Consider the following 25,017-nt stretch of genomic DNA (forward strand, 5'->3'; position numbering starts at 1 on the left):
CTCACTGGCTACTTATTTCCCTTTCTTCAGATTCAAGCACCTGACGTTCTTTTTCAATCTCCAGGGCTTTTTCGAGATTGCTAATGTAAAACTCTACGCGGTGGTCATTGATTGCATCTAAACCTTGCTTAAATACAGCACGGCTAAACCCAATGAGAGAATCAAACCGCCGATAGAGCCAACCGGGTTGTTTAACTAAACCCCCAAAAGCGTTGAAATAGAACGTTGTCCCCAGGTGAATATAAATATGTGTAGGATTCCAGGGCAAATAAGGCGGCGGTACGCGAGGCACAATGTCATTGTTGTTGACAAATCGAAAAACTTTTCCTTTTAATGCTCGACCAATTTCATTCACAAACACCAAATCTCCCACGCGGGGCTGCCCAAACGTGTAAACACCCTGGATATTCTTCCGTCCTCGTTTGACTAACGAGGATGCGGCAACGGTTGCTAGTGCGCCACCTAAACTATGTCCGGTGATGAAAATTGGGAAATTAGATTTTCGTCCTGCACCCCAAATTTCAAGCTGTTTTAACACACCTTCTTCTACACTCCGCCATGCTGCTTGGAAACCTCGATGTACCTGACCAATCGGTGGAGTCGTATCTTCATCTAAAGGTTCCATACTTGTGGCAATGGCAAACTTTTCAAAGCGTGTTCTGGCGTTTGTTCTCCAATCTTGTATTTCTTGACTGCCGCGAAAAGCGATGATGACATAATCTTTTGTCTTAAACATAAAAGCCTGGGTGTCTCGCTCACGGTTGTTGAGATATTTAAAGTTTTCTAGGTCTTGAATGCCCCATCGGCGGACACAAATTTCTTTGATATAACTCAAATCTGAGTAAACTAGATTGGCTGCTTTGGCTAAGCTGAGCGCAGTTTGAAGATCAAATTCGTGTAAACCTTTTGACAAGTCAGCGAAGTCAAATTCTTTGTAAGGGGTCGGTAAAATGCGATAACCAAACCGCTCAAAGAGTTTGATTACACCTGAAAAACCATATCTATGAATGTAGGTATAAAGCTGATCATAAAATTTGGAAGCGTCCTGACGTTTATATTCCTGGTCGGCAATAAGTCGAATCCAGTAAATCATCCAGGGGCGAATTTCATCAACAGTGAACATGCCTGATTCAACAAAGTAGCCAAAATGCTCAAGCCCATTTAGCATTTTGTTGAACCAGTCTCTTAGCCCGGTTTCAATGTGATATTGCCGCAGCTTTTTTTTGTATCCTTCTAAGGTTTCTTCATCGACGGTACTTCCCTGTTCTGCGGCATTAACTTTTTGCTGAAGCTGATCGATTTCTTTCTGATAAATTCTGCGGTCTTCGTGGGTTCCTAGTGCCCGACAAAGCAGTTCGTTATTGACCCGAAAAACGATTTTGTCTTCTCCGTTTTTAATTTCGTAATCTCGATATTCCTCAAAGTCCAGAATCTTGAGCGCTTTCCAAATGTCTGGATCTTGCTCAAATTCTTTGACAGTTTTACGTAAAAACTCAATTCGGTACCAACGTTCGTTTTGGTTGTATCGATAGACACCAAAGCCGATCGCGATCGCCCCTCCAATCAATCCAAGCGCGATCAACCACTGAGTAGCGGGGAAGGATAAGCTTGCTAAGTCAGATTCAGGCAGATCAGGCTCTTGGGCGATCGCCACTTCAATAGGCGCATCACTAGGTAAAGGAGTATTAGACACCGCAGAAGCGGCAGGCTGAATCGATGCAAGGGAACTCGTTAAGGATAGTGATGCAACTAGAATCGCAGAAAAAAACTTAACACCCATAGTTCCCTACCCTGAAACAGTTTTTAGATGCTATCAGGGGAAAAGACTTTATCCAGTGTTTTTAAGGTTTAGTTCATGTTAAATAAGATACGAATTTGGAGAATTGTGAAGGGATGACTTTAAGGAGGAATCAGCCTGTTATTGAAGGGTAGACCGAATCAGGTTGAGGCGATCGCTTGAAGTAAAAACTGCAAGGAAATTTCTGTTGAGGTTAGCAGCAAAGTGTACTCGAACGAGGTCTATGCGAGGTGAGTTGGCTGCTTTTAATCTGGTCGTGTTGCCATTCAATATCACTCTGTAGACGTTATGACGCTCTCCTCAGAAACTGTAAGTCCCATCACAGCTCAAAAAACGATGCATTGGAAACTGATGGGATTTTTTATTCTCGTCGTGATTTTTAACCTTTGCCTCAACGCTCAAGTGTTAACGGTGGGATTAGCTTATTTCTATCACCCTGAATGGTGGAAGATGCATGTATGGCTAGTGCGCGGCTACAGCGGCTTGTCTCTCATTTTGTTGATCTGGGCATATCGCATCACCCTTCCTCGTCGAGTGCGAAGCCTCACTGCCAGTCTGCCAGTTCTTTTGGGATTGCAATTTCTCACTATTCATCTTAAAACGCCGGTTCCATTGGCGATCGCCCATCCGCTGATTGGTTTTACATTATTTTCGGTGTCAACCACGTTGGTGCATCGCGTCAGTCGTTTCCTGTTTCCTAAAGAGGACGAAACTGTATGACCCGAACTCACCGTTGCTTTGAATAACCATCTGTAACCTCTTTTTAGAGAAACGTTGTAATCCAATATCGCAATTCAATGGCGGCTCTGTAGTAGCTTACGGTTTACCGAACAAAAGATGGGACAAGCCACACTCAGGGGGCTAGTATGTTCCCATGCTAATATATGACTAGTCATATATAGGACGACAAGAAATCACCTCATCTTCAGGAGTTAAAGGTATGACCGTGCAAGCTGGAGTGCTACGAACCATTGCTGGAATCGTCAACAGCGTTGAAACGCTAGAAGGGGAAGGCTTCCTGGTGCGTCGTCCTTTTCCCAAAAGTAGCTTTTCAGCATTTGATCCCTTTCTCCTGCTCGATGAATTGGGTCCAATTGATCTGAAACCGGGTCAAGCAAAAGGCGCGCCCGACCATCCCCATCGCGGCTTTGAAACGGTTAGCTACATCTTGGACGGGCGCTTGCAACACAAAGACTCTGAAGGACACGCTGGACTGCTCAATCCGGGTGATGTGCAGTGGATGACAGCAGGCGCAGGAGTCGTCCATTCTGAAATGCCAGAGGCAGAATTTACTCGCACAGGAGGACGGCTTCACGGACTTCAACTGTGGGTTAACCTGCCTCAACGTGACAAGATGATTGCACCTCGCTATCAGGAAATTCCAGCAGCGCAAATTCCGGTTGCTCAAACTCCAGACGGGTCTGTAACGGTGCGGGTAATTGCCGGAGAAGCGCTGGGTGCAAAAGCGGTGATTGAGACGCGCACGTCGATTATTTACTTACACTACACCCTGCAACCGGGTGCCGCGATCGCCCAACCTGTGCCCCAGGAATACAACGCTTTTGCCTATGTCTTGGACGGTTCTGGACTGTTTGGAACCGAGCAAGAACCTGGAACGGATGGGCAAATGGTGATCTTTGCTCAGGATGGAGACGAGGTGGCGATCGCCAACCCTGCTCATGCTGAACAACCCCTCGATCTGCTGCTCATCGCTGGAGTTCCCCTCAACGAGCCAGTGGTGCGCTACGGCCCGTTTGTGATGAATACCGAAGCTGAAATTTCGCAAGCAATTGAAGATTATCGAAACGGAAGGATGGGACGAATTCATGTCTAACACACTGCAACAACGCATCAACCAGCATCAACTCCTCAGCACACTGCGAATTAAGTTGTTACGCCTGCATAAACTGTTGCTCAATACCGAGCGCAGAACTTATGAGCAAATACAAGGACAAATTTCTGGTGGCGAACTGCTACAACTGGTGATCAATCACGAACAGTTTGCCTGGTTGCACCGACTCTCAGAACTGGTTGTGCAGATTGATGAGCTGCTTCATGCAGATGAACCCGTTACAGCAGAGGCGATCGCCACTCTCATGTCAGACACGCGGACTTTGCTTACCCCCAACGAATTGGGAGATCATTTCGCGATGAGATATGACGCAGCGCTTCAGCGCAACCCGGATGTCGTGTTGGCTCACGCTGATGTCGTCATGTTGCTAGCGAGCTAATACCCATTTCAAACAACAGGGCTATATATGAAGGGGCATCCCGCCGCGCGGGATGCCCCTTCATATATTTGGAGAGAACGTAGGCTTCTTTGGCGTACTTTAGGAGTTTTTAACCTCCACCACCCCTCGAAACATATTCATACTACAGGTGAACTCATATCGACCCGGTTTGTCTGGTGTAAACTCGATCGCTGTCGTCCGGTTAAGGGGAAGATCTTGAGCAATGCGGAAATCAGGAAAGTGCACTTCCTCAAGGCAGCTACTGGGGTCTTTGCGATCAAAATTTAGCCGCACGAGTTGACCTGCTTTCACCACAATTTGGCTCGGTTCATAACCGCCATCAACAGTCACAGTGACTTCCTGAACCCCTCCTTGGGCTATAGCTTGGCGTGACTTTGGTTTGCTTAAGAGAAACCACCATAGCTCCAACCCAATCAATCCTAAACCACTTGCAGTCACGGCTCCCTTCATCCACAGAGGTTGTTCAATCCGTTGGAAGTCTCCATGTCCAGACGGCATTTCGTCATGAGGCATTTGAGCAATCGCCTCACCAGAAGTCAATCCCAGCAACATTATGGATGTTGCAATAATCCTTAAAGCTGTTGAGCGATTAACCATTTGAACACCTCCTATATTGCCCCTGCGATCTGCCCTGAAATCTCCACCGTTATCCAATTACCCATGACCCGTTGCCTTAAAGTTTCGCAGCCTCAAAGCATTCGTCACCACTGAAACCGAGCTAAACGCCATTGCCGCACCCGCAATAATCGGACTGAGTAACCAACCAAAAACGGGGTAAAGGATACCTGCGGCAATTGGAATTCCAGCAACGTTGTAAATGAATGCAAAAAACAAGTTTTGTTTGATGTTGCGAATGGTGGCACGACTGAGTTGAATTGCTGTAACAATGCCCTGCAAGTCACCCGAAATCAGAGTAATGTCGCTAGCGGCGATCGCCACATCAGTTCCCGTTCCAATAGCGACTCCGACATCCGCTTGAGCCAGAGCAGGTGCATCGTTAATGCCATCACCGACCATTGCCACAACTCGACCTTCTGACTGAATCGATTCAACAGTTGCCGCTTTTTGATCGGGGCGAACTTCCGCAAAGATACGCTGAATCCCCACTTCACGGGCAATTACATTGGCTGTTCGCTGGTTGTCTCCAGTCAGCATCACCACTTCTAAACCCATTTTTTGCAAAGTGCGAATGGCGTTAGCAGAAGAGGGTTTTACTGCATCAGCAATGCCCATAATGCCTTCGACTTTCCCATCTACCGCAATCCAAATTACGGTTTTGCCGAGATACTCCAGTCGCTCCCAGTGTTGTTGTAATGAGTTCGTTGCAATCCCTAACTCATTCATCCAACGGTGTGTGCCAATCTGCACCCATCGGTCAGACACATAACCCTGCACACCACTACCCGCGATCGCCTCAAACTCTTGGGCATTGGCTAACTCGATCCCCTGAGATTGGGCATATTGCACCACAGCTTCTGCTAAAGGATGTTCTGAGTTACGTTCAACGGATGCAGCTAGACGCAGTAGTTTTAACTCATTCCCATTTGCTGTCCCATTCACCGTTATGTAGTCGGTTACGGTGGGCTTACCTTGTGTAATGGTGCCTGTTTTATCAAGTACGATCGTTTGCAGCTTATGGGCTAGTTCCAGACTTTCGGCTCCTTTGATCAGAATGCCGTTCTCTGCTCCTTTCCCCGTACCCACCATAATGGAGGTTGGCGTCGCAAGACCCAGCGCACATGGACAGGCAATAATCAGCACTCCAACCGTTGTAATCAATGCCATCGTCACATTGCCCATGACGTTAAACCAGATGACAAAGGTAAGAATGGCGATCGCAATCACTGCTGGCACAAACCATCCCGTCACCTGGTCTGCCAATCGTTGAATTGGCGCTTTTGACCCCTGCGCCTGCTGCACCAGTTTTACAATCTGCGCCAGGAAAGTATCCTTACCGACTCGCGTTGCCCGAAACTTAAAGCTGCCTGTTTTGTTGATAGTGGCTCCTATCACTTCATCCCCAGGTTGCTTTTTCACAGGCACACTTTCACCCGTCACCATTGCCTCATCGATCGTGGAAGCGCCCTCTACAATTTCGCCATCCACTGGAATTTTTTCACCCGGGCGAACGAAGATAATATCGCCCAAAACTACTTCAGCGATCGGAATATCGATCTCGCGACCGTTCCGAATCACCCGTGCCGTCTTTGCCTGTAGCCCCATCAGCTTCCGCATTGCTTCTGAGGTCTGTCCTTTTGCTCGGTTTTCCAGGAGTCGCCCCAATAGAAGCAAGGCAATGATTACCGCCGCTGCTTCAAAATACACATCGGGTTGAAGTCCCTGGGCGGTAAACCGTTGGGGTAGAAGCGTCGGGAATAAAGAGTAGAGATAAGCTGTTCCTGTCCCCACCGCAACCAGCGTATCCATCGTTGCGGTGTGTCGCTTCAACGCTTTCCAGGCATTCACAAAGAACGATCGCCCTGCCCAAAATAGCACTGGGGCAGTTAGCACAAGCTGAAGCCAGGGATGATGTAGCCACATGGGAATGAAAGGAATTGGTAAACCCGTCATGGCAGGCAACGACCCAATCACCAGAACAGCGCTGACGATGCCACTAAACCAGACTCGGCGGGTAAGTTTGCGGTTTTCTGCTTGGCGTTCTTGCCGTTCGGCATCATCTTCGGGTGCTAACACATCCTCTTGCATGGGCAGAGCTGTATATCCCGCTGCATCAACCGCACCCTGAATGGCAGACATATCCGTTTTGCCTGAATCATAAGTGACGGTCGCTTGCTCAGCCCCAAAATTCACGCTGCATGCCTCGACTCCAGGCACAGAACGAATGGCATCTTCAACGTTGCTAGCGCAGGAGGCACAACTCATGCCTCGCAGCTTTAAGTTTGCTGTATCCATGACGGATTCCCTCGATTCTTCAAAAGATTGAAGTAAATTAGTTCCTGGTTATGGTTCGGACAGTGAACGGATTTTGCCTACGCCACTGTGTAGCCTGCATCGGCGATCGCTTGTTTCACCGCTGTTTCTGATTGCTGCGTTTCAACTTTGACCTGCTTTGTCTTGGGGTCAGCCTGAACTGTAGCCGCAGGGTCGATCGCCTTGATTGCCTTAGTGATGGTGTCGCTACAAGCAGAGCAAGCCATATTGGGAACTTGGAGTTCGAGAGCCATGATGTAAATCCTTGAACATTGTTCGACTACATCCATGATGAACTCTCCAGTACACTAGACAGTCAAGGGGGTAAATAGAAATTTTTGTTTGATGTTCAACCCGATCTACAGCTCTCTCCCTAGTAGGAATGAGCATGAATCTGCAAAGATGGAATGCATTGCTAGCCCGAGGGTGCAACACTTATTCTTCCGTGACTTTGCCTCGCGCCGCCTTGATCTGACTACGTTTGGTTTTGCGATCTAAACGCTTTCTCTGGGAGCTTCGGGTGGGTTTGCTGGGTTTGCGAGGTTTTGGTAAGACGATCGCACTCTTGATTAAAGCTTGCAGCCGTTGCAAGGCTTCTTCCCGGTTTTGCTCCTGGCTGCGGTGTTCCTGAGCTTTGAGGACAATCACTCCTTCTTTGGTTATGCGCTGGTCATTCAGCTTCAACAATCGCTCCTTGTAGCGTTCGGGCAGTGAAGAAGCCCCAATATCAAAGCGCAGATGAATCGCCGTTGCTACTTTATTAACGTTTTGCCCGCCCGCCCCTTGCGATCGCACCGCACTCATCTCAATCTCATGCTCTGGAATACTCACCGTATTAGAAATTTGCAGCATGATTACCAGTTTAATGCAGAACAATTAATCATTTTCTTGGGCAGGCGTTAAGTGAGTTTATCCGAGTCAAATCTACTCCAGCATAAAGTACTAGGTTTAGTATTGGTTCCCTCCAGAGTTGAAGATTGTTCAAGCCACAGACTTACTTCCAGAGCAATTGCATTGTATTATCTAGGACGAGCAATTTAACTTTCCAAAAGAGCGTTTTCCCACTCATTCAGCGTTACTGTAGTACCCAATAATCAACGAATCAAATAAAAATGTTGAATATATTTTGTATTCTATTAATCTGCGCTCAACTGCATTTTCTCTTTAGCATCTTTACGGTTGGTTTGGCGTTTCAATCCTGGCTTAATCGAATTTGGCCATCGACGACTTTAACCCAGACATCCTATAGTTCTCTATTGTTGCCTATTGCTTTAGCCCTTTACTGGAATGCAGCCCAATTTTATATTTTCTATAGCACGGGACTGCTATCCTCAAAATACATTCTGGCTCTTAAATATTCGCTTGATATTCTGATAGTTATAACTGCACTTACCTTAAACTACTCCTACACCCGCAACATACTTCGTCAGGTAAAGGCTGTCATAACTCGAAAAGCAACCTGGTGCTTAGGCATTGTTGCTCTCGCTATAGGATTAGCTTCCTTCTACTACTTTCCTTATGCTTTTGATAATGCTCAACTGAGTTGGACACAATATTTGATTAGACCAGAGATTTCATTCTGGGAGTCCAATAATTACGGACAAATTGGCTATTCATCTCTTATCTACTATGTGGGAAATCTGTTCAGTCATATTCCTCTAACGACCGTTTCTAGTGCCTTTAAGCCAGCTCTGTTCATTTTAATTCTCCTGTGTTGTTTCTACATCTTTGAACAGCTTTGCTACAAACCCCTATGGCTCTTTTCAGCTCTTTATTTCTTTATTCTATTTTTTAGCGCTTTTGGTCAATGGGGTGCTTTTGTTACAGGAAAACCATCAATCTACGGAGTCATATTTAGCATGGTTTTCTTTGCATCGTTTCTTAAACCTTTCAGAGAAATAAAATTTTACGAGGCAAATTTATACTTCTCCGTAGCTGCTTTTAGTGGCGTGATCACTATACCTTATATGGCTATGTTCAGTGTATTCTTGTTTTTTACTTCTACTGAAAAGAATACTCTGATCAGAAAATTTCGCAATCTGGAAATTGTTGCTCTCTTTCCTCTTTTTATTGCAGCCTCATACGCTACATCCTTATCTCGGGTATCGGTTGCTATTAGTTTATTGGTCTTTCTATTAATAATGAGCGTTGCAACAAAAATCGATTTTGATTCCGTTAAAAATCATCGAGTTTTTAATAGTAGATTTCTAATGCAAGGAACGGCTTTTCTTCCATTAGTTGGAATGATTGCTAGCTATTTCCTCATGCCAGCAACTCTTATACCGGATGGCAGGTCACCTTTCCCGTTGGATGGAACTACAACACTTGCTGAATATTTTCTTTATCAAGATAAAAGGATTGCGCCAGTAGTGATTATTCTTGGAGTAATCAGTGCTATTGTACTACCCTTTATAGTTAGCCGAAAAGACAGCTTTGGAATCCAGGCTCTTTGCATTTGGCCCATTGCTACAATCGTGGCTGTTTTAGTTGTCGTGCATCTTAACATTCCTCTTCCTCTCCACCCAGCTATATTTTGGAATGTGATTAAGGATGTTGTTCAGTGGTACGGAGGTCCACTCTTTGGATTGTTAATGCTCTTGGCTATTCTCCAAACCTTTTTTCTCTTTAAGAAGCGTTTGAGAGAAGCGAGATTACTACCTGAAAACAAAGAAAATAAGATTGTGCAGTTTGTAGGAGTTTTTCTTCTAACTGCTATTTTGTTGGGACATAGTGGATATTTTCAAAGAACACTGGCTTATCAACTGCCAACTTACACTTCTATCGGTGGGCATCGTGATCGGAATCTTGCACTTTTAGCTGAACACATATGGAGCCGACCCGGAGTTAAAACATTTGTAATGACAGACAATTCCCGTTATTCCTACCCTAACGGAGTACTTAGACACTTTGGCTCATCCCCACAACGCTTAAATCAGGACACAAACAACTGGTCAAAGAGATTGGAAGAGGAGCAGGAATTTTGGATGCTCATTAACACTCCGTATACTGACACTTTCTTCACATGGTTAGATCGACAAAAAGGATCTTCTGAGTACATAATGCCTTTAACTCACAACAAGTACCATTTATTCTTCATCAAGTTAGATCAGCGCGGAGAAAGTGTGCTGCCCCAATTTGTACAGAGAAATTATGAACTTGGGACTTGGGTAAAGTTTGGCATTGGCGGAGATGGATGGATGTATGATTCTTTTGGTTGGACAGAGCCAGGGAGTTGGGGAAGCTGGACTGTAGGCAATGAAGCTTTGCTGACAATGGCACTTGATAAGTCAAGCTCGTCAAGTGATATCCTACTTTCAGCAAAGACTAGAGCTTTTATCCGTGACGTTCATCCAAGACTGGATGTAGATGTGATTGTCAATGGCGAACAGGTTGCTCAATGGGAGTTTGTCCACGGGCAGGCTGACGATGGAGCGAGAACAGCCATATTGCCTGCAAGTTTGGTGAACAAGCAAAGCCCACTTCAAATCACTTTTCGTATTCCTAATGCTAAATCTCTTGCCGAACTTGGTCTTGGTGGCGATCAACGTCAGTTTGGTCTTGGAATGCGTGAGTTGCGTTTAAGTGAGATTAATAGCTCACAGTAGGAACAGTTTTTGTTAAGAGGATTGAGTTGTCTTAATCATAAGCAAAAGCTAACAGCGACATCTCAATCCTCATATAACCCTGAGCGTAGTAGAACCAACCGCTCACCAAAGTGGGGTCATCTGCAAAAGCAAAAAAGTTTTCCCATGTTGCTTCTATCCAGTTTTCCAGGGAAATGTTGGCAGAACTGGTGGCAGATTAACTACGTGGCTTTAGCTCAGCCTTAGCTAAGAAACTCACGCGGATCGGTGACATATCCAGTCAAGGCAGAAGCCGCAGCCGTATAGGGAGACGCAAGGTAAACTTGTGATTGCTTGTTACCCATCCGTCCAGGGAAGTTGCGGTTGGTGGTAGAAACACAAACTTCTGGCTCGTTCATTCGCCCAAACGTATCTTTTGGACCACCCAGGCAAGCGGCACAGGACGGAGCCGCAGGTTCGATACAGCCTGCCGTCAAAAGAATTTCGGACAGGGTTTGTCCGTCATACTTCACGGTAAACAGGTCTTCGTACACTTTTTGGGTAGCAGGCACGATGTAAGTCGGCACTTTCACTTGATGCCCTTTAAGGATTTGAGCAGCGTGGAGGAAGTCGGAGGTTTTTCCACCTGTGCAGGAGCCAATGTAAACGCGATCGATTTTGACGTCACTGCACTCCCGCGCTAGCGCCCGATTGTCGGGAGAATGGGGTTTGGCGACGACGGGTTCAATCTGAGTGACATCATAGTGGCGATCGCTATAAAGCAGAGCATCCGCATCGCTGTAAACTGCTTCAAAGGGTTTATCGGTGCGACTACGAACATACTCAAAGGTGGTTTCGTCGGGTGCAATCACACCATTTTTGCCGCCTGCCTCAATCACCATGTTGCACAGCGTCATCCGCTCTTCCATCGTCATGGCTTCGACAGCGGTTCCAGCGAATTCCATCGTCCGATAGGTTGCGCCTGCAACGCTGATGTCGCCAATGATTTGCAGAATTAAGTCCTTTGCTAACAGGTAATTGGGCATCTCACCATCCAGCACAAACCGCATCGTTGCCGGAACTTTGATCAGCAGCTTTCCCGTACCCAAAATAAAGCCCGCATCGGTGTTGCCAATACCCGTGGCAAACTGCCCAAATGCGCCTGCATTGCAAGTGTGAGAATCCGTGCCAAACATTACTTCACCGGGGCGAGTGTGTCCTTCTTGCGCTAGGGCAACATGGCAAACGCCCTTGTAATCTGGGTTCGCTTTGAAGTTAGAGCGATCGGTAATGTCATAGAAATACTTGATATTCTGCTCGTGAGCAAAGTCGCGCAAAATATCAACGTTCCGGTTCGCCCGTTCGTCTGCGGTAAAGATGTAGTGGTCAGGAATCAGGACGATCTTTTCGGAATCCCAAACTTTAGCATCGGCTCCAAACTCGCGCTTAAACACGCCGATCGTGCCCGGTCCGCAAACGTCATGGGTCATCAGCAGGTCAACATTCACCCAAATGTTGTCTCCTGGCTCAACCCCAGCCCGACCCGCAGCCCGCGCCAAAATCTTTTCAGTCAGGGTCATCCCCATAGCGATCGCCTTCTCCTAAAGATAGACTTTAAATTCTATGCTAACCGACGCTATAGCATCTCCGCCCTTCCTGAGCGGTGTAAGCGATCGCCCCTTCAAACTTGAATAATATGCAGTTCGGAAAACGCTACTGGTTTCGGGATACCTTAAAAATTCGAGGCTCGGTCATTCCAGCAGTGCTGCCTCGCACTCTGATCTGCGGGTTGTTTGGGTTACTGGTTTCGCTATTACACCAGTTTGGAGTTCCCGTTTCTCTGCCCGCTCTAGCCAGCATCATTCCGAATATTGTGCTGGGCTTGATGCTCGTATTTCGCACCAATACAGCCTATGAGCGATTTTGGGAAGGGCGAAAGCTGTGGGGTGGTCTGGTCAACGCAACTCGCAATTTGGCGCGGCAAATCTGGGTGAGCGTGTTGGAGAAGGATGGGGGCGATCGCCCATCTAAAGAAACAGCGTTGAAATTACTGGTCGCATTTGCGGTTGCAACCAAGCTGCACCTGCGCCAGGAGCCCGTGAACCAGGAGTTGAAAGACCTGATTTCTCCATCCCGCTATTTCACGCTGAAATCAATGAACAATCCACCTCTGGAGGTGGCGTTTTGGATTAGCGACTATTTACAGCAGCAGCATGAGCGCGATCGCCTGAACATTCACCAGCTCACCTCCATGCAGCAACTCTTAAATTTAATGGTTGATAATCTGGGAGGCTGTGAGCGAATTCTAAAAACACCGATGCCTTTAGCTTATGCTATTCATCTAAGGCAATTACTGTTAATTTACTGTCTAAGTTTACCGTTTCAATTGATTGGTGATTTGGGTTGGTGGACGGGTTCAATTGTTGCCTTAATTAGCTTTACTTTGTTTGGCATTGAAGAGATTGGAATTGAAATTGAAAATCCCTTTGGTCGTGATGCTAATGACCTACCGCTTGATGCCATTTGTGAAACCATGCAGCGCAACATAAATGACTTAATATCGCTATCCCCCAGTGGGGCAAACCTTTTGGCTGACCCGGAAATCCAACAGGATTCCTAAAGCACAGATATCTCAACTCTCAAGCTATGCTAGGTCAACATAGACTAGCGGACATTTTTGTTGTTCACTAGCCAAGTTATTTAAAGTGTGGGGTTTCAGATTCATGAGGGTTCTGCTGCTTTATCCATTGTTTCCTAAAACCTTTTGGTCATACGAAAAGATTTTAGAATTGGTCAATCGCAAGGTTCTGCTGCCACCTCTGGGGTTAGTGACCGTGGCAGCAATCTTGCCTCAAGAATGGGAGTTTAAGCTAGTAGACCGCAACGTCCGGGCAGTCACAGAGGCAGAGTGGGAATGGGCTGAGGTTGTAGTCATTTCCGCGATGATTGTGCAGAAGCAAGACTTGCTCGACCAGATTCGGGAGGCAAAGCGGCGCGGCAAACGGGTTGCGGTGGGCGGACCTTACCCCACGTCTGTACCAGAGGAACCGTTAGCTGCCGGAGCAGATTACCTGATTCTGGACGAGGGCGAGATTACGCTGCCGATGTTCGTTGAGGCGATCCAGCGGGGCGAATCACAGGGTATTTTCCGCACAAATGAGAAACCCGATGTGACGACCACACCCGTTCCTCGGTTTGACTTGCTGGAGTTTGCCGCTTATGACTCCATGTCGGTGCAGTTTTCGCGGGGATGCCCGTTTCAGTGTGAGTTCTGCGACATCATTGTCCTCTATGGACGAAAGCCCCGCACCAAGACGCCCGCTCAGTTGTTGCAAGAGTTGGATTACCTGTATGAACTCGGCTGGCGGCGCAGCGTGTTTATGGTAGATGACAACTTCATCGGCAATAAGCGCAACGTTAAGCTATTTCTTAAAGAACTGAAAGTCTGGCAGGCAGAACACCAGTATCCTTTCGCCTTTAACACGGAAGCATCCGTTGACTTGGCGCAGGATGAGGAGTTGCTGGATTTGATGGTTGATTGCTTTTTTAATGCGGTGTTCTTGGGCATTGAAACGCCGGACGAAGACAGTTTGGCGATGACCAAGAAGTTTCAAAATACCCGCAGTTCACTGGCTGAATCGGTGGAAATCATTACCAGATCAGGTTTACGGGTAATGGCAGGATTTATCATCGGGTTTGACGGGGAGAAGAAAGGGGCAGGCGATCGCATCGTTCGCTTTACCGAGCAAACCACCATTCCCACCACCACCTTTGCCATGCTGCAAGCACTGCCCAACACGGCGCTATGGCATCGTTTGGAGAAGGAAGGGCGACTCCGAGCAGGCAAAGACGGCAACATCAACCAAACCACTCTGATGAACTTCGTCCCCACGCGTCCGCTCGAAGACATTGCCAGAGAATACGTCGATGCCTTCTGGCGGATCTACGAACCCAAAACCTATCTCGATCGCACCTATCGTCACTTCCTCATGCTGGGTGCCCCCCGCTGCAAACCTCCCGCCAAGTTGCCGAGTTGGATTGACCTCCGGGCATTGCTCACGGTCTGCTGGCGGCAGGGCATCAAGCGCAACACTCGCTGGATGTTCTGGCATCACCTGTTTGGCATTCTCAAACACAATCCCGCCGTGTTTGAACACTACCTCGCTGTCTGTGCCCACAACGAACATTTTCTGGAATATCGCCAAATCGTGAAAGATGAGATCGAGGCGCAACTTCAGGAATTTTTTGCAGAAGAAGCGCGTTTACAGCCCAGCGAAAGCTTACAGGAAGATGAAAAAACGGTAGAAGCACTGGTATAGTACCAAATTCGTCTATAGAGTAGCGATGCCGGTAGGGGCGAAGCATTCGGTTACAATCCTTGCAATTGAAGCACAATTCTTTTGCCGAATGCTTCGCCCGTACACCCAATAGTGCTCCTTTACGAAACGGATTCCGTACAAATCGATTTTGTCACGATTCTGAAAACAAAAAAGGAGGGGCTTTTAGCCCCTCCTTTTTCTCGTTGTAACCCTATGTCACGTTACTAATCGACCAATGACCTGATCAGTTACTCAATTCCCTCAATCCGATCTTCGACTTCCTGGTAGAGTTCGCGCAATAGGTTGAGGTTGTTTTCGCTGGTCTCCCAATAGCCGCGACCGTTGACTTCCAACAGCGTCGTGACAATTTTGCGGAAGGAGTGAGGGTTGAGGTTCATTAGCCGCTTTCGCATTTCCTCATCCTGGATAAACGTCGCGTTGGTGTCTTCGTAAATCCAGTTATCGACAGCTCCAGCGGTGGCTGACCAGCCCATGGTGTTCACCAGTCGCTTTGATAGCTCCCGCACGCCTTCATAGCCGTGATTCAGCATTCCCTCGTACCATTTGGGGTTGAGCAATTTGGTACGGGCATCGAGCCGCACGGTTTCGGATAGAGTGCGAACCTGAGCGTTGGCGGTGGTGGTGTCCGCAATGTAAGAAGCGGGTGTCGTACCATCGCCGCGCAGGCTTGACACAACCTTGGTGGGGTCAGAGTCAAAGTAGTGGGAAACGTCGGTAAGCGAAATCTCAGAGGAGTCAAGGTTTTGGAAGGTGACATCAACCGTTTTCAACGCCGTCTCGAAGATTTCCCGCGACTGATCCATCATGCCGGGGTTGTCGGAGTTAAAGGCGAAGGATTTCCGCGCCAGGTACATATCCTGAAGCTCTGACTCGCTTTCCCAGGTGCTATTCTCCACGGCTAGGTTGACGTTTGCCGCATAGGAACCGGAGGCATTAGAGAAGACGCGGGTAGCTGCCTGTCTCAGGTTAATTCCCAGGTCGTCGGCTTGCTTCAGTGCGTGTTTGCGGACGAAGTTCATCTCCAAAGGTTCGTCTGCTTCGGCGGCCATTTTGACGGCGCGATCGAGCAAATTCATTTGGTTGATGAACAGGTCACGGAATACGCCGGAGCAGTTCACAACTACGTCAACCCGGGGGCGCTTGAGTTCCGACAGGGGAATTAGCTCTAGTTTGTTCACCCGTCCTAGCGAGTCGGGCACGGGGCGAACGCCCAGCAGCAGCATTACCTGTGCCAGAGATTCACCGTAGGTCTTGATGTTGTCGGTACCCCAGAGAACGAAGGCGATCGTTTCGGGATAGCGTCCGCCATTCTCAGCTTTCTGCCGTGCGAGTAGGCGATCGACCACAATTTGCGCGGCTTGAACGGCCGCTGTGGTGGGAATCGACTGGGGATCGAGGGCGTGAATATTCTTGCCAGTGGGCAGCACATCCGGATTACGAATCGGGTCGCCCCCTGGTCCAGGCAGCACATATTCACCTTCTAACGCTTGAAGCAATGCTCCCAGTTCGTTATCAGCCACAATTTGCTTGAGGCAAAATTCCAGATATTCAAACAGCGGCTTGATTGCTTCGGGATCAACCTTGGGATAGCCTGACTCTTGCAGTGACTCGATCCAGGGTACCTTTTTGCCCATGTTGAAGAAGTTGAGCTTGGCGACTCTGGACACGCGCCCATCTGCGTCGATCTGCTCTTTCACCAGGGATGCGACTGCGATTCGGGTTGCCTGGTTGATGTCATAGAGCAACTGCACGTCTTCTAAAACGCCGCGATCGCTCTTCTTGTAAATGTCATCCAGATCACGCCCAATGCTGTTGGCAATAATCCGAGGCAGTCCGAGAATGTCGTCTTCGGGGCGATCGAGGCTGGCGATGTTAACCAGGGTGGCGATCGCCTCTTCAGCCGTGGGCGGTTTGCCAATGACGTGTAGACCGCAGGGCAACAGCCGCGACTCGATCTCCATTAGCCGAATGTAGACCTTGCCGACCAGCGTATCCCGTTCTTCAGAAGTCAGGTCTTTTGCGTCTTGCTCTGGCAGATCAATGTCCTTGTCCAGATTGACGATGCGGCACTTGTCTACGATCGCATTCACAATCGGAACGCCGCGTCCCGTGTCCTTCAGCGTTTGGTAGGAGGCAATCAGCTCGCTCAGTTCCTTCAAGCCCTTGTATAACCCAGCATTTTCAGCCGGAGGCGTGAGATAGCTGATCGTCTCGGCATAGCTGCGTCGCTTGGCGATCGTTGCTTCAGAAGGGTTATTCGCCGCGTAGTAATAGAGATTGGGGATCGTGCCAATCAAGCTATCGGGGTAGCATTCGCCCGACATCCCCATTTGCTTACCGGGCATGAATTCTAGAGAACCGTGGGTGCCGAAGTGCAGCACTGCATCTGCTTTCCAGATGTGTTCTAGGTAGGTGTAGTAGGCTGCGAATCCGTGATGGGGGCTAGCAGAGCGGGAGAACAACAGCCGCATCGGGTCGCCCTCGTAGCCAAAGGTGGGCTGAATGCCAATGAATACGTTGCCAAACTGCTTGCCGTAAATCAGCAAATCCTGTCCATCGGTGTTGAGATGACCTGGAGGTGGACCCCAGGATTCATGCAGACGCTCCGAGTAGGGCGTTAAGTCTTCGTATTCTGGGACAGACATCCGGTAGGCCACATTCAGTTCAGGGCTGCTGTACTGCGCCTGAGCGTCATGGATTACAGCCTGCATTAGCGCTTCGGATGAGTCAGGCAAATCTTCAACGTCATAGCCGTTATGCTTTAGAGCCTGCATTGCTTCAAAGATGGAGCCAAACACATCCAGGTAAGCTGCTGTACCCACGTTGCCTTTGTCGGGCGGGAAGCTGAAGACGGTGATCGCCACTTTCTTTTGGACTTTGGGCTTGCGTCGCAAGGTTGCCCATTTCATGGCGCGTTGGGCGATGGCTTCGATTCGATCTTGAAGGGCGATCGCCTTACCCGTTGTGCCATCCCGTCCAGACAGAATAATTGGCTCGATCGCCCCATCCAGTTCAGGAATCGCAATTTGCAGCGCTACCTGAATCGGGTGCAGACCTAAATCGCTATCCTGCCATTCCTCCGTTGTTTGGAACACTAGCGGCAGCGCCACCATGTAGGGGCGATTTAACCGCTTCAGCGCATCGATCGCCTTGGGGTGATCTTGCCGCGCCGGACCGCCAACTAGAGCAAAGCCAGTCAGGGAAATGACAACATCAATGAGGGGTTTGGAGGCTAGAGATTGGGCAGAGCGTCCAGCTTCCCAGAAGTAAGCATCAACGGGCTTTGAGAAGTCCAAACCACCCGCAAAAACGGGAATTACCCGTGCGCCCATGCATTCCAACTCTTGGATCATGGCGACGTAATGAGCATCATCACCCGTCACCAAGTGAGTCCGCTGAAGCACTAGACCAACGCAGGGAGCCAATGGATCTTTGAGGTCGGCAGAAATGTCTTTGCGAGAGCTATACCAGTTGAGATATTCCTTCACATCCTCAAACATGCAGGGCGCTAGCGGATGCCAAATGCCCATGTCGGGATAGGTGACCGGATCGCGATACTGGAGCGTCGTTCCCTTAGTATCAGCGCTGCTGACGTATTTGTCGGTCAGCATCAGCAAGAAGTTTTCCAGGTTTTCGGCAGAGCCACCCAGCCAATACTGGAAGCTGAGCATAAAGTTACGAGCATCCTGCGCCTTGTCCATCGGCAGGTACTTCAGCACCTTGGGCAGGGTTTGCAGCAGCTTTAACATGCCGTCCTGGAAGCCAGATCCCGACTTTTCCTTGCGCTTTCGCATGAACTGGGCAATCGCACTCTTCGACTGACCCAACTGAGCCATCGAAAAGCTGCCCATCTTGTTCAGGCGCATCACCTGTGGCATCGAGGGAAAGACGACTGCCACATCCAGGCGATCGCGGTGCGGCTCAACCGCAGCAACAACCTTGTCTGCCAGGTCTTCGATGAAGATGAGAGAACCGATGAAAATATTTGCCTGGGCGACATCTTGCTGGAATGCCTCGTAATTTTCGGGGCTGCGGAGTTCTTCCAGCAAATAGCCGCTAATTTCAATTGCCAGGTTGGGATTGTTGCGATTGATGGCGTTGACGGCTGCCGACAGTGAACTTTGATACTGCGGCTCTAGCACGACATAGACCACCTTGATCAGCGATCGCCCCTGAAGCTGCTCAGGCACGATATGTCTGATGGTGGGCTTGACGTGAGTGAACATGCGGGTAGGCTCCTTCTCAAAAGCGGGTCAGTACTCAGCGATTAGCCATAAAACTTAGCGATTAGCGGCTGCAACGAGCGACTGAAGGGACTCGATTCGCTGAACACAGAGGTAAAGTTTACAGCCTGTAACAGCGGCGAACCAACAGCATGTTGCTAAACGCTAAGTAGTGTCTCAAGAGATTTTTATCAGAAAACCCTTACCCAATGACAGATCTACCCGATATCTGACACAATTCGATAAAAACTCCGAGATATTTATTTACAATAGTTGACACGTCTAAAAGTATTTGCTTTCATATTTATGAATAAGTGTAAAGCTTGCTTCTGGTAATTATCTGAGACTGTCTCTCGGCAAGCGCCAGAAGATTTAGTTTCAGATATTTGTAAGATTAGAAATAGAGATTCAAGCTTTGTTTTTTAACTAGAGTTTAGAAATTCGCTTTTGAAGAATTTCGTTAGATGGAGCTTTGGAGAATCCTGCCTCTAGGCTTGTGCAGAGCGATCGCACCCTTTACTAATTTTCACTCATTGAAATTGTTTTGACTGTTGAGATTTACGACTTCTCAAGGAAGCCGAAAATTTTGCGTTTCTTGTTTAAAACTGCTCTAGCTGGGCTAGGCGATCGCCCCTTCCCCCTCCATCACCAAACCAGCAGACGTAGCTAACAGCAATTGAGAAGCGATCGCTCTTTTTCTACGCAGATGGGTGCTTCTGGGTTAGCGATCGCCCTTACTCAAGATCACCAAAGCCTTATCAATCTCCCAAACCTTAATCGCTCTAAGCGCTGTAAGAATGGTCTTAAGCAGCGCAACCTCATCTTCTGAAGGTGTAACCATAACTTTTGCCCCCCGCAATCGTTAATTCCAGCTTGAAGTCACATGCCCTCTGTAGGCTACTGCCTACGGGAGAATCACACAGGACATCCGTTTGTAAGTGCCCAAAAGAGACAATCAGCAGCAACTCAGATCAACAGTGGATAAGGACGTTTACAACGTCCTAAAACGTCTTGCGGGTGTCAGAGGGATAACATTGAACCAGGTAGTCTCTGAGGCGATCGATCGCTACCTGGAATCGGAGGATATTAAACAGGAAATTCAGTATCACAAGCTAGATGGCTCTGCAGAGGATTGAGGATACTCGGTTTTAGTTCCGTAGACTAGTTCGAGCTTGCGACATGAGAGGATTTCGGATGAGGTGGTCAGTTGAAATCAGTGACAGTGACATTGTTGCAGATAAGCGCTTTTTAAGCGATCTACTTGAAAAGCTAAACGTCACACTGTACGTAGAAGATAACAAAACCTACCTCACTAGTGAGCAATTTGAACTGCTGTCAACAGGTTCTGAAGTTTGGGAGCTAGCTAATCGGATTTGTAGTGTTGTATCTGAGGCGAGTAATTCTCCTCTAGATACAGGTGTAAGATTCAAACTGGCTAATTTGTACGAGCAAAAGGATAATGGTTCTCGAAGTAGGTATGTGTTCCCTCCTATAACTGCGACAGGAACTCAATCATCATTGTTAACAACACAAATAGGTGTAGCAGTAATAGGAAGGATTTCAGAAGAAGAAAAGGCTAGATTGGAAGCAGAGCGAGTAGAGCGTGAATACCAGGAGAAATTAGCTCTAGTTTCACATCGCGTTATCTCGGCTTTTCACAATGAAAATGCTCTGAGGGTTCACCGTTTCTTACGACAGGAACTTACTCCGATACGGATGTATCACATTTATGAGTTGATGAGGAATGATCTTGGAAAGAATTTAAACGACTTAGCTTCTGAGAAGAATTGGTTCAGACTTACTCGCTCAGTAAACCATCCAGAAGTATTTGGAGATGAATCAAGACACATAGTTTCAAACGAGGAGCCACCTGCACAACCAATGCGTCTAGAAGAGGCTCAAGCTTTCATATCAGGAGTTGCTAACTTATGGTTTCAGCAGATAGCTAATAAGTTAGGTTGAGTTTGGAAAACTCAACAGCAGGAAGATTTACTTAATAGTTTTCATGCTTCAATCAAACCTCCCAGAACTGTAAATATTACTGGTTGATTGCTCTGTGAATTGGGCGATCGCTTGAAAAAATATAAAGAGAATTAGCTGATGAAAAATTCGGAATTTAAAAATAAAGTTTTGCAGGAAATCGAGCATATTCCAGAAAACAGGCTTGTAGAACTGTACGACGTGATTCATACTTTCAGGCTTCAGGCAGAACTCGGTAGTTCTGAGCCTGGATCAATCATGAAATTCGCAGGCTGCTGGAGTGATCTTCCAAACGAAATTTACACAGAATTTCTTGACGATATTTCCTTGCGTCGCCAGCAAGCATTCTCCAGAAGGCGAAATCGTGAAACCAATTCTAGTTGATACTGATATTCTATCTCTCTTTTTCCGGGGTAATCCGGCTGTTGTTTCTCGCTTTCAAGAATACCTAAGTGAGCATCAGCAGATTAACTTGAGCATCATCACCTACTACGAAATTCTTAGCGGCTTGAAGCATCGCGATGCTCAAAAGCAACTTTCCTTATTCCTGGGATTTGTTGCTCAAAATACTCTTTTACATTTGACCCAAGAGTCTGTGACGCTCTCGGCAAACTTCTATGCAACCTTGTGTCTTAGTGGAACTCCTGTAGATGACATTGATCTCCTAATTGCTGGTGTTGCGGTTGCTAATGATCTTGTTCTCATCACTCACAATCAGCGTCATTTCAACCGGATCGAAGGTTTAGAATGGCAAGACTGGAACTCCTCATGATGTTTTGGCTGATAGCTGTAGCGAGACTAATTGGGTGTCGCTTTATTGTGACAGTGTGAAACCGATCAATTATTGTTGAATTGGTTGCAATGAGTTCAAAAAATTACCCTTATGAACCTTTGCAAGTTTTTTGAAAGAACGCTTAAAATTATCAGAATCTTCAATCGAGAAGGGAGGTGAGCCAGTCACGCACTTCTCGATTGAAGATTCGATTTGAAGATTCCGTAGCCAATGTATCCTTCAAAACTTTAGACATTGCCAGGTCGTAAGTAGGATTTTCACGCTCTATCAAATCAAGCTTCTGAAAACCTAACGCCTTCATATCACCAAGAAGAATTGGCTCCGTTGAACTTACTTCAGGGGGCAAACCTTTACGAGCTTTTTTCCAAGGAAGTTCCTCATGAGCCATGTCACTTAGCAGCGCCAAATAAATTTTTTATGTTAACAGAGTTGTGGCGATCGACCTTAGAACCCAAACAGTTCAAACATCTCGCTCTCGCAGTTCCATCCCTCAAAATTGCCTCCTACCATTAAAGTATTCTTGAGTGAAGCAAAAAAAGGTCGCAATTCCTATTCAGAGGAATTGCGACCTAAGAGTATTCTTAGATTTTGCTTTTAGATTTTGGCTTCTTCGCGCACGAGTTTATCCCAGCCTAAGTCTTTGAGGTTAGTGTTGCGGCGGAGGGGGCGGGTGACGAGTTCTAGTGCATCACGAGCATTAGTGAAGCCGTGAATTTGGGCGAAGGTGAACTCAACTGACCATTTGGTGTTGATACCGCGTGCTTCCAGTGGGTTGGCGTGAGCCATGCCAGTGATCACCAGGTCGGGTTGGATCGCCTGGATACGCTGAAGCTGGTTGTAGTTGTCCGGCTTTTCAATGATTGTGGGAGTGGGAACGCCCATTTCGTGACAGGTTTTTTCTAGCAGGCTTAGTTCTGCTGCCTGGTAGCGCTTGTCCATGTAGGGAATGCCGATTTCGGGGACGGTCATGCCGCAGCGCACCAAGAATCTTGCCAGCGAGATTTCTAGCAGGTTATCGCCCATGAAGAAGACGGACTTGCCGCGAATCAGCTTCAGGTAATCTTCCAGGCTTTCCCAAATCTGGGCTTCGCGTTCATCTAAACCTTTTGGCTCAATGCCGAAGACAGAGCAGATTTTCTCGATCCAGGCGCGAGTGCCATCGGGACCAATGGGGAAGGGTGCGCCAATCAGTTTGCATTTGCGGCGGCGCATCAAGGTAGTGGCGGTGCGCGAGAGGAAAGGATTTACGCCGCTGACATAATAGCCTTCTTCAAGGACGGGTAGCTCGGTGTAGCGTTTGGAGGGGAGCCAGCCGGAGACTTTGATGCCCTGTCGCTTGAGTTCTAAGGTGAGTTGAGTAACAACGGGGTCGGGCAGAGAGCCAAACAGGACGAGGGGTGGATGATCGACATACTCAGATTCTTCGGCGGCAACGTCTTCTTTTTTGCGCCCAAAGTTGAGCAGTTTGGCGATCGCATTCCGCTCTTCCTTCTCAGACTCTAGCTTCGGAGCCTTCTCAGGACAGCGATGTGCCATTGCTGCCAAGACGGTATCTTCGCCCTGAGTGAAGGCATAGTCTAAGCCATTTGCACGGGCGGTCACAATGGGAATGCCGATCTCAGCTTCGAGCTTGGGGGCCAATCCTTCCAAGTCCATCTTGATGATTTCGGTGGTGCAGGTGCCGATCCAGACAATCACACTGGGGTTGCGATCGCGCTTAATCTGCAAGCACAGCCGCTTTAGCTCCTCGTAGTCATTCAACTGGGCTGAGATGTCGCCTTCCTCTAGTTCAGCCATCGCGTAGCGCGGCTCAGCAAAGATCATCACGCCCATCGCGTTTTGGAGGAAATAGCCGCAGGTCTTGGTACCAATCACCAGGAAAAAGCTGTCCTCAATTTTTTGGTAAAGCCACGCGACGCAGCTGATTGGACAAAAGGTATGATAATTTCCGGTTTCGCACTCAAAATTGAGGGTTTGAGGCTCAGAGTTTGCCAGGGTCATAGTATAGGTTCCTCTTAAAGATCGGGGGCTAGGGGCTGGGGATTAGGGGGATTGTTCGCGGAGGGGTTCGGTGGGGGCGGAGCGGCGGATACCTCGGCAGTCTTCATCGATCATGGCGGAGCGGCGACTGGGAGAAGGGGCGATCGCCGGATTAACAGCATCGGTTGCGCCACTGGGCAACATTCGTAGCGGTTCATCGTCTGGATCATCCTCTGCTTGATTTAACGCTTCTAGCTCGGATAGCTCAGAATCGGGGTTAAAGTTCAGCCCTAAAGCTGCCACAATGCGATCGGGGTTGGTGCTGAGATCTACGACCAGCGGCATCATTTGGGTTAAACGGGGTTCCAGAATTGATAGGGTTGCCAAAATGAAACTGGATGAGGGACGGCGCTGCCCCTCACAGTTCACCCAAACGCCTAAACGAATCAGCCATGAGCGGTTTTCGCGATAGTAGCCCAACCACTTAGCCTTGACAGACTGACGTAATTGCTCAACGTTCACAGTCAACCTCAAAACAATGTAGAGCGTCCCAATTTAGCTCACCCCCATACCAACGGGAACTATGCCAACGGGTCATATTGCTCTTGCTCCTGAGAGTCGGGCAGCAACCGAGATAGGTCATTCTCTGGATTGCTAGACCGCACATTAACTGTTGTGCCGCTTTCCTTGGAAAGTTCCATATCCGGATCAAAATTTAAGCCCAACACTTCAACTAGGGCATCTTCGTTGGCATTAAGTCGATAGAAAGGCACCATCAGGTTGCCTAACTTTGGCTCTATTGCGTTGACGACACCCAAAATCAGATAAGAAGACGGTCTACGACCTCCATCTGGCGTACGGACAGAATGGTTTTCCATTTGCAGGCTTAACCAGCCCCGATTAGTTTGGAAATAATCCAGCCACTTCTGCTTAATGGAAGTCGTAAAGTTCTCAAAAAATGCCATGTTCTTGATGCTCTTAAGCTTGCTGAAGGTATAAGTTTGAATGCCTTAAGACCAGTAGTCAAGACCCGTCAGTCTGTACAGCATCATACTGTGGAATCTACCCATGCAATCAGCAACGCTAACAGGTTTAATGCGAAAGAGTAAAGTTTTAAATTCTGAATTTTACACTTGTAGTTTGCATCAAAAATTCAA

Annotated in this window: 20 protein-coding genes and 1 pseudogene; 10 read left to right on the forward strand and 11 right to left on the reverse strand. The window is 47.9% G+C overall.

Going from position 1 to position 25,017, the window contains the following annotated elements; translation table 11 throughout:
- Position 1 precedes the first annotated feature (1 nt).
- A complete protein-coding gene (locus H6G00_RS09880) occupies positions 2-1,780 on the reverse strand; it encodes a lipase family protein (protein ID WP_190796591.1) in 1,779 nt (592 codons plus the stop codon).
- 354 nt (positions 1,781-2,134) lie between these two features.
- On the opposite strand from H6G00_RS09880, the gene H6G00_RS09885 reads away from it, so the two are divergent.
- From H6G00_RS09885 to H6G00_RS09895, 3 genes are all read left to right on the forward strand, one after another.
- Positions 2,135-2,518 (forward strand): DUF6220 domain-containing protein, encoded by a 384-nt coding sequence (locus H6G00_RS09885; RefSeq protein ID WP_190796592.1) that lies wholly within the window; start codon positions 2,135-2,137, stop codon positions 2,516-2,518.
- Between the two features lie 220 nt (positions 2,519-2,738).
- On the forward strand, positions 2,739-3,632 hold the full coding sequence (locus H6G00_RS09890) for a pirin family protein (protein ID WP_190796593.1): 894 nt from the start codon (positions 2,739-2,741) through the stop codon (positions 3,630-3,632).
- Positions 3,625-4,029: a hypothetical protein gene (locus tag H6G00_RS09895; protein ID WP_190644534.1), complete on the forward strand. Its 405-nt coding sequence runs from the start codon at positions 3,625-3,627 to the stop codon at positions 4,027-4,029. The genes H6G00_RS09890 and H6G00_RS09895 overlap by 8 nt, the downstream gene beginning before the upstream one ends.
- Before the next feature lie 99 nt (positions 4,030-4,128).
- On the opposite strand, the gene H6G00_RS09900 is transcribed toward H6G00_RS09895, so the two are convergent.
- From H6G00_RS09900 to arfB, 4 genes are all read right to left on the reverse strand, one after another.
- Entirely contained in the window at positions 4,129-4,647 is a 519-nt protein-coding gene (locus H6G00_RS09900) for a cupredoxin domain-containing protein (RefSeq protein ID WP_190796594.1), read from the reverse strand.
- 57 nt (positions 4,648-4,704) lie between these two features.
- Positions 4,705-6,963: a heavy metal translocating P-type ATPase gene (locus H6G00_RS09905; RefSeq protein ID WP_190796595.1), complete on the reverse strand. Its 2,259-nt coding sequence runs from the start codon at positions 6,961-6,963 to the stop codon at positions 4,705-4,707.
- Between the two features lie 77 nt (positions 6,964-7,040).
- Positions 7,041-7,235: a heavy-metal-associated domain-containing protein gene (locus tag H6G00_RS09910; protein WP_190644537.1), complete on the reverse strand. Its 195-nt coding sequence runs from the start codon at positions 7,233-7,235 to the stop codon at positions 7,041-7,043.
- A gap of 181 nt (positions 7,236-7,416) precedes the next feature.
- Positions 7,417-7,833, reverse strand: coding sequence for an alternative ribosome rescue aminoacyl-tRNA hydrolase ArfB (gene arfB / locus H6G00_RS09915; RefSeq protein ID WP_190644538.1), 417 nt, complete (start codon positions 7,831-7,833; stop codon positions 7,417-7,419).
- 404 nt (positions 7,834-8,237) lie between these two features.
- On the opposite strand from arfB, the gene H6G00_RS09920 reads away from it, so the two are divergent.
- Positions 8,238-10,586 (forward strand): hypothetical protein, encoded by a 2,349-nt coding sequence (locus H6G00_RS09920; RefSeq protein ID WP_190796596.1) that lies wholly within the window; start codon positions 8,238-8,240, stop codon positions 10,584-10,586.
- A gap of 221 nt (positions 10,587-10,807) precedes the next feature.
- Here H6G00_RS09920 and H6G00_RS09925 read toward each other — a convergent pair whose 3' ends face one another.
- Positions 10,808-12,130 (reverse strand): 3-isopropylmalate dehydratase large subunit, encoded by a 1,323-nt coding sequence (locus tag H6G00_RS09925; protein ID WP_190796597.1) that lies wholly within the window; start codon positions 12,128-12,130, stop codon positions 10,808-10,810.
- Positions 12,131-12,240: 110 nt separating this feature from the next.
- Between H6G00_RS09925 and H6G00_RS09930 the strand changes: the two genes are divergently transcribed.
- Together H6G00_RS09930 and H6G00_RS09935 are read left to right on the forward strand one after the other, a co-directional pair.
- Entirely contained in the window at positions 12,241-13,164 is a 924-nt protein-coding gene (locus H6G00_RS09930) for a bestrophin family ion channel (RefSeq protein WP_190796598.1), read from the forward strand.
- A 103-nt stretch (positions 13,165-13,267) separates the two neighbouring features.
- Positions 13,268-14,863 carry a B12-binding domain-containing radical SAM protein gene (locus H6G00_RS09935; RefSeq protein ID WP_190796599.1) on the forward strand — a complete coding sequence of 532 codons (1,596 nt, stop codon included), beginning with the start codon at positions 13,268-13,270 and terminating at the stop codon, positions 14,861-14,863.
- Positions 14,864-15,111: 248 nt separating this feature from the next.
- Here H6G00_RS09935 and H6G00_RS09940 read toward each other — a convergent pair whose 3' ends face one another.
- Complete coding sequence (locus H6G00_RS09940) at positions 15,112-19,110, reverse strand: magnesium chelatase subunit H (protein WP_190796600.1); 3,999 nt, start codon at positions 19,108-19,110, stop codon at positions 15,112-15,114.
- 974 nt (positions 19,111-20,084) lie between these two features.
- On the opposite strand from H6G00_RS09940, the gene H6G00_RS09945 reads away from it, so the two are divergent.
- The 4 genes from H6G00_RS09945 (at position 20,085) to H6G00_RS09960 (ending at position 21,859) form a co-directional block, all read left to right on the forward strand.
- The gene (locus H6G00_RS09945; RefSeq protein ID WP_190796601.1) at positions 20,085-20,243 is read left to right on the forward strand and encodes a hypothetical protein; all 159 of its coding nucleotides are present in this window, start codon (positions 20,085-20,087) and stop codon (positions 20,241-20,243) included.
- Between the two features lie 58 nt (positions 20,244-20,301).
- Positions 20,302-21,069: a hypothetical protein gene (locus tag H6G00_RS09950; protein ID WP_190796602.1), complete on the forward strand. Its 768-nt coding sequence runs from the start codon at positions 20,302-20,304 to the stop codon at positions 21,067-21,069.
- 138 nt (positions 21,070-21,207) lie between these two features.
- Positions 21,208-21,471 carry a hypothetical protein gene (locus H6G00_RS09955; RefSeq protein WP_190796603.1) on the forward strand — a complete coding sequence of 88 codons (264 nt, stop codon included), beginning with the start codon at positions 21,208-21,210 and terminating at the stop codon, positions 21,469-21,471.
- Complete coding sequence (locus tag H6G00_RS09960; protein WP_190796604.1) at positions 21,452-21,859, forward strand: type II toxin-antitoxin system VapC family toxin; 408 nt, start codon at positions 21,452-21,454, stop codon at positions 21,857-21,859. Before H6G00_RS09955 ends, H6G00_RS09960 begins: the two co-directional genes overlap by 20 nt.
- A 160-nt stretch (positions 21,860-22,019) precedes the next feature.
- On the opposite strand, the pseudogene H6G00_RS09965 reads toward H6G00_RS09960, so the two are convergent.
- The 4 genes and pseudogenes from H6G00_RS09965 to H6G00_RS09980 all read right to left on the reverse strand — a co-directional run.
- Positions 22,020-22,277: pseudogene (locus H6G00_RS09965) on the reverse strand (hypothetical protein); the annotation flags it as partial.
- 197 nt (positions 22,278-22,474) lie between these two features.
- Positions 22,475-23,881, reverse strand: a complete 1,407-nt coding sequence (locus H6G00_RS09970; protein WP_190641162.1) for a ferredoxin:protochlorophyllide reductase (ATP-dependent) subunit N — start codon at positions 23,879-23,881, stop codon at positions 22,475-22,477.
- 42 nt (positions 23,882-23,923) lie between these two features.
- Positions 23,924-24,382: a DUF5331 domain-containing protein gene (locus tag H6G00_RS09975; protein WP_190680009.1), complete on the reverse strand. Its 459-nt coding sequence runs from the start codon at positions 24,380-24,382 to the stop codon at positions 23,924-23,926.
- A 59-nt stretch (positions 24,383-24,441) separates the two neighbouring features.
- A complete protein-coding gene (locus H6G00_RS09980; protein WP_190641164.1) occupies positions 24,442-24,825 on the reverse strand; it encodes a DUF5331 domain-containing protein in 384 nt (127 codons plus the stop codon).
- Between the last annotated feature and the right edge of the window lie 192 nt (positions 24,826-25,017).

It is taken from the genome of Leptolyngbya sp. FACHB-541, assembly GCF_014695875.1.
Lineage (GTDB): Bacteria > Cyanobacteriota > Cyanobacteriia > Elainellales > Elainellaceae > JAAUTN01.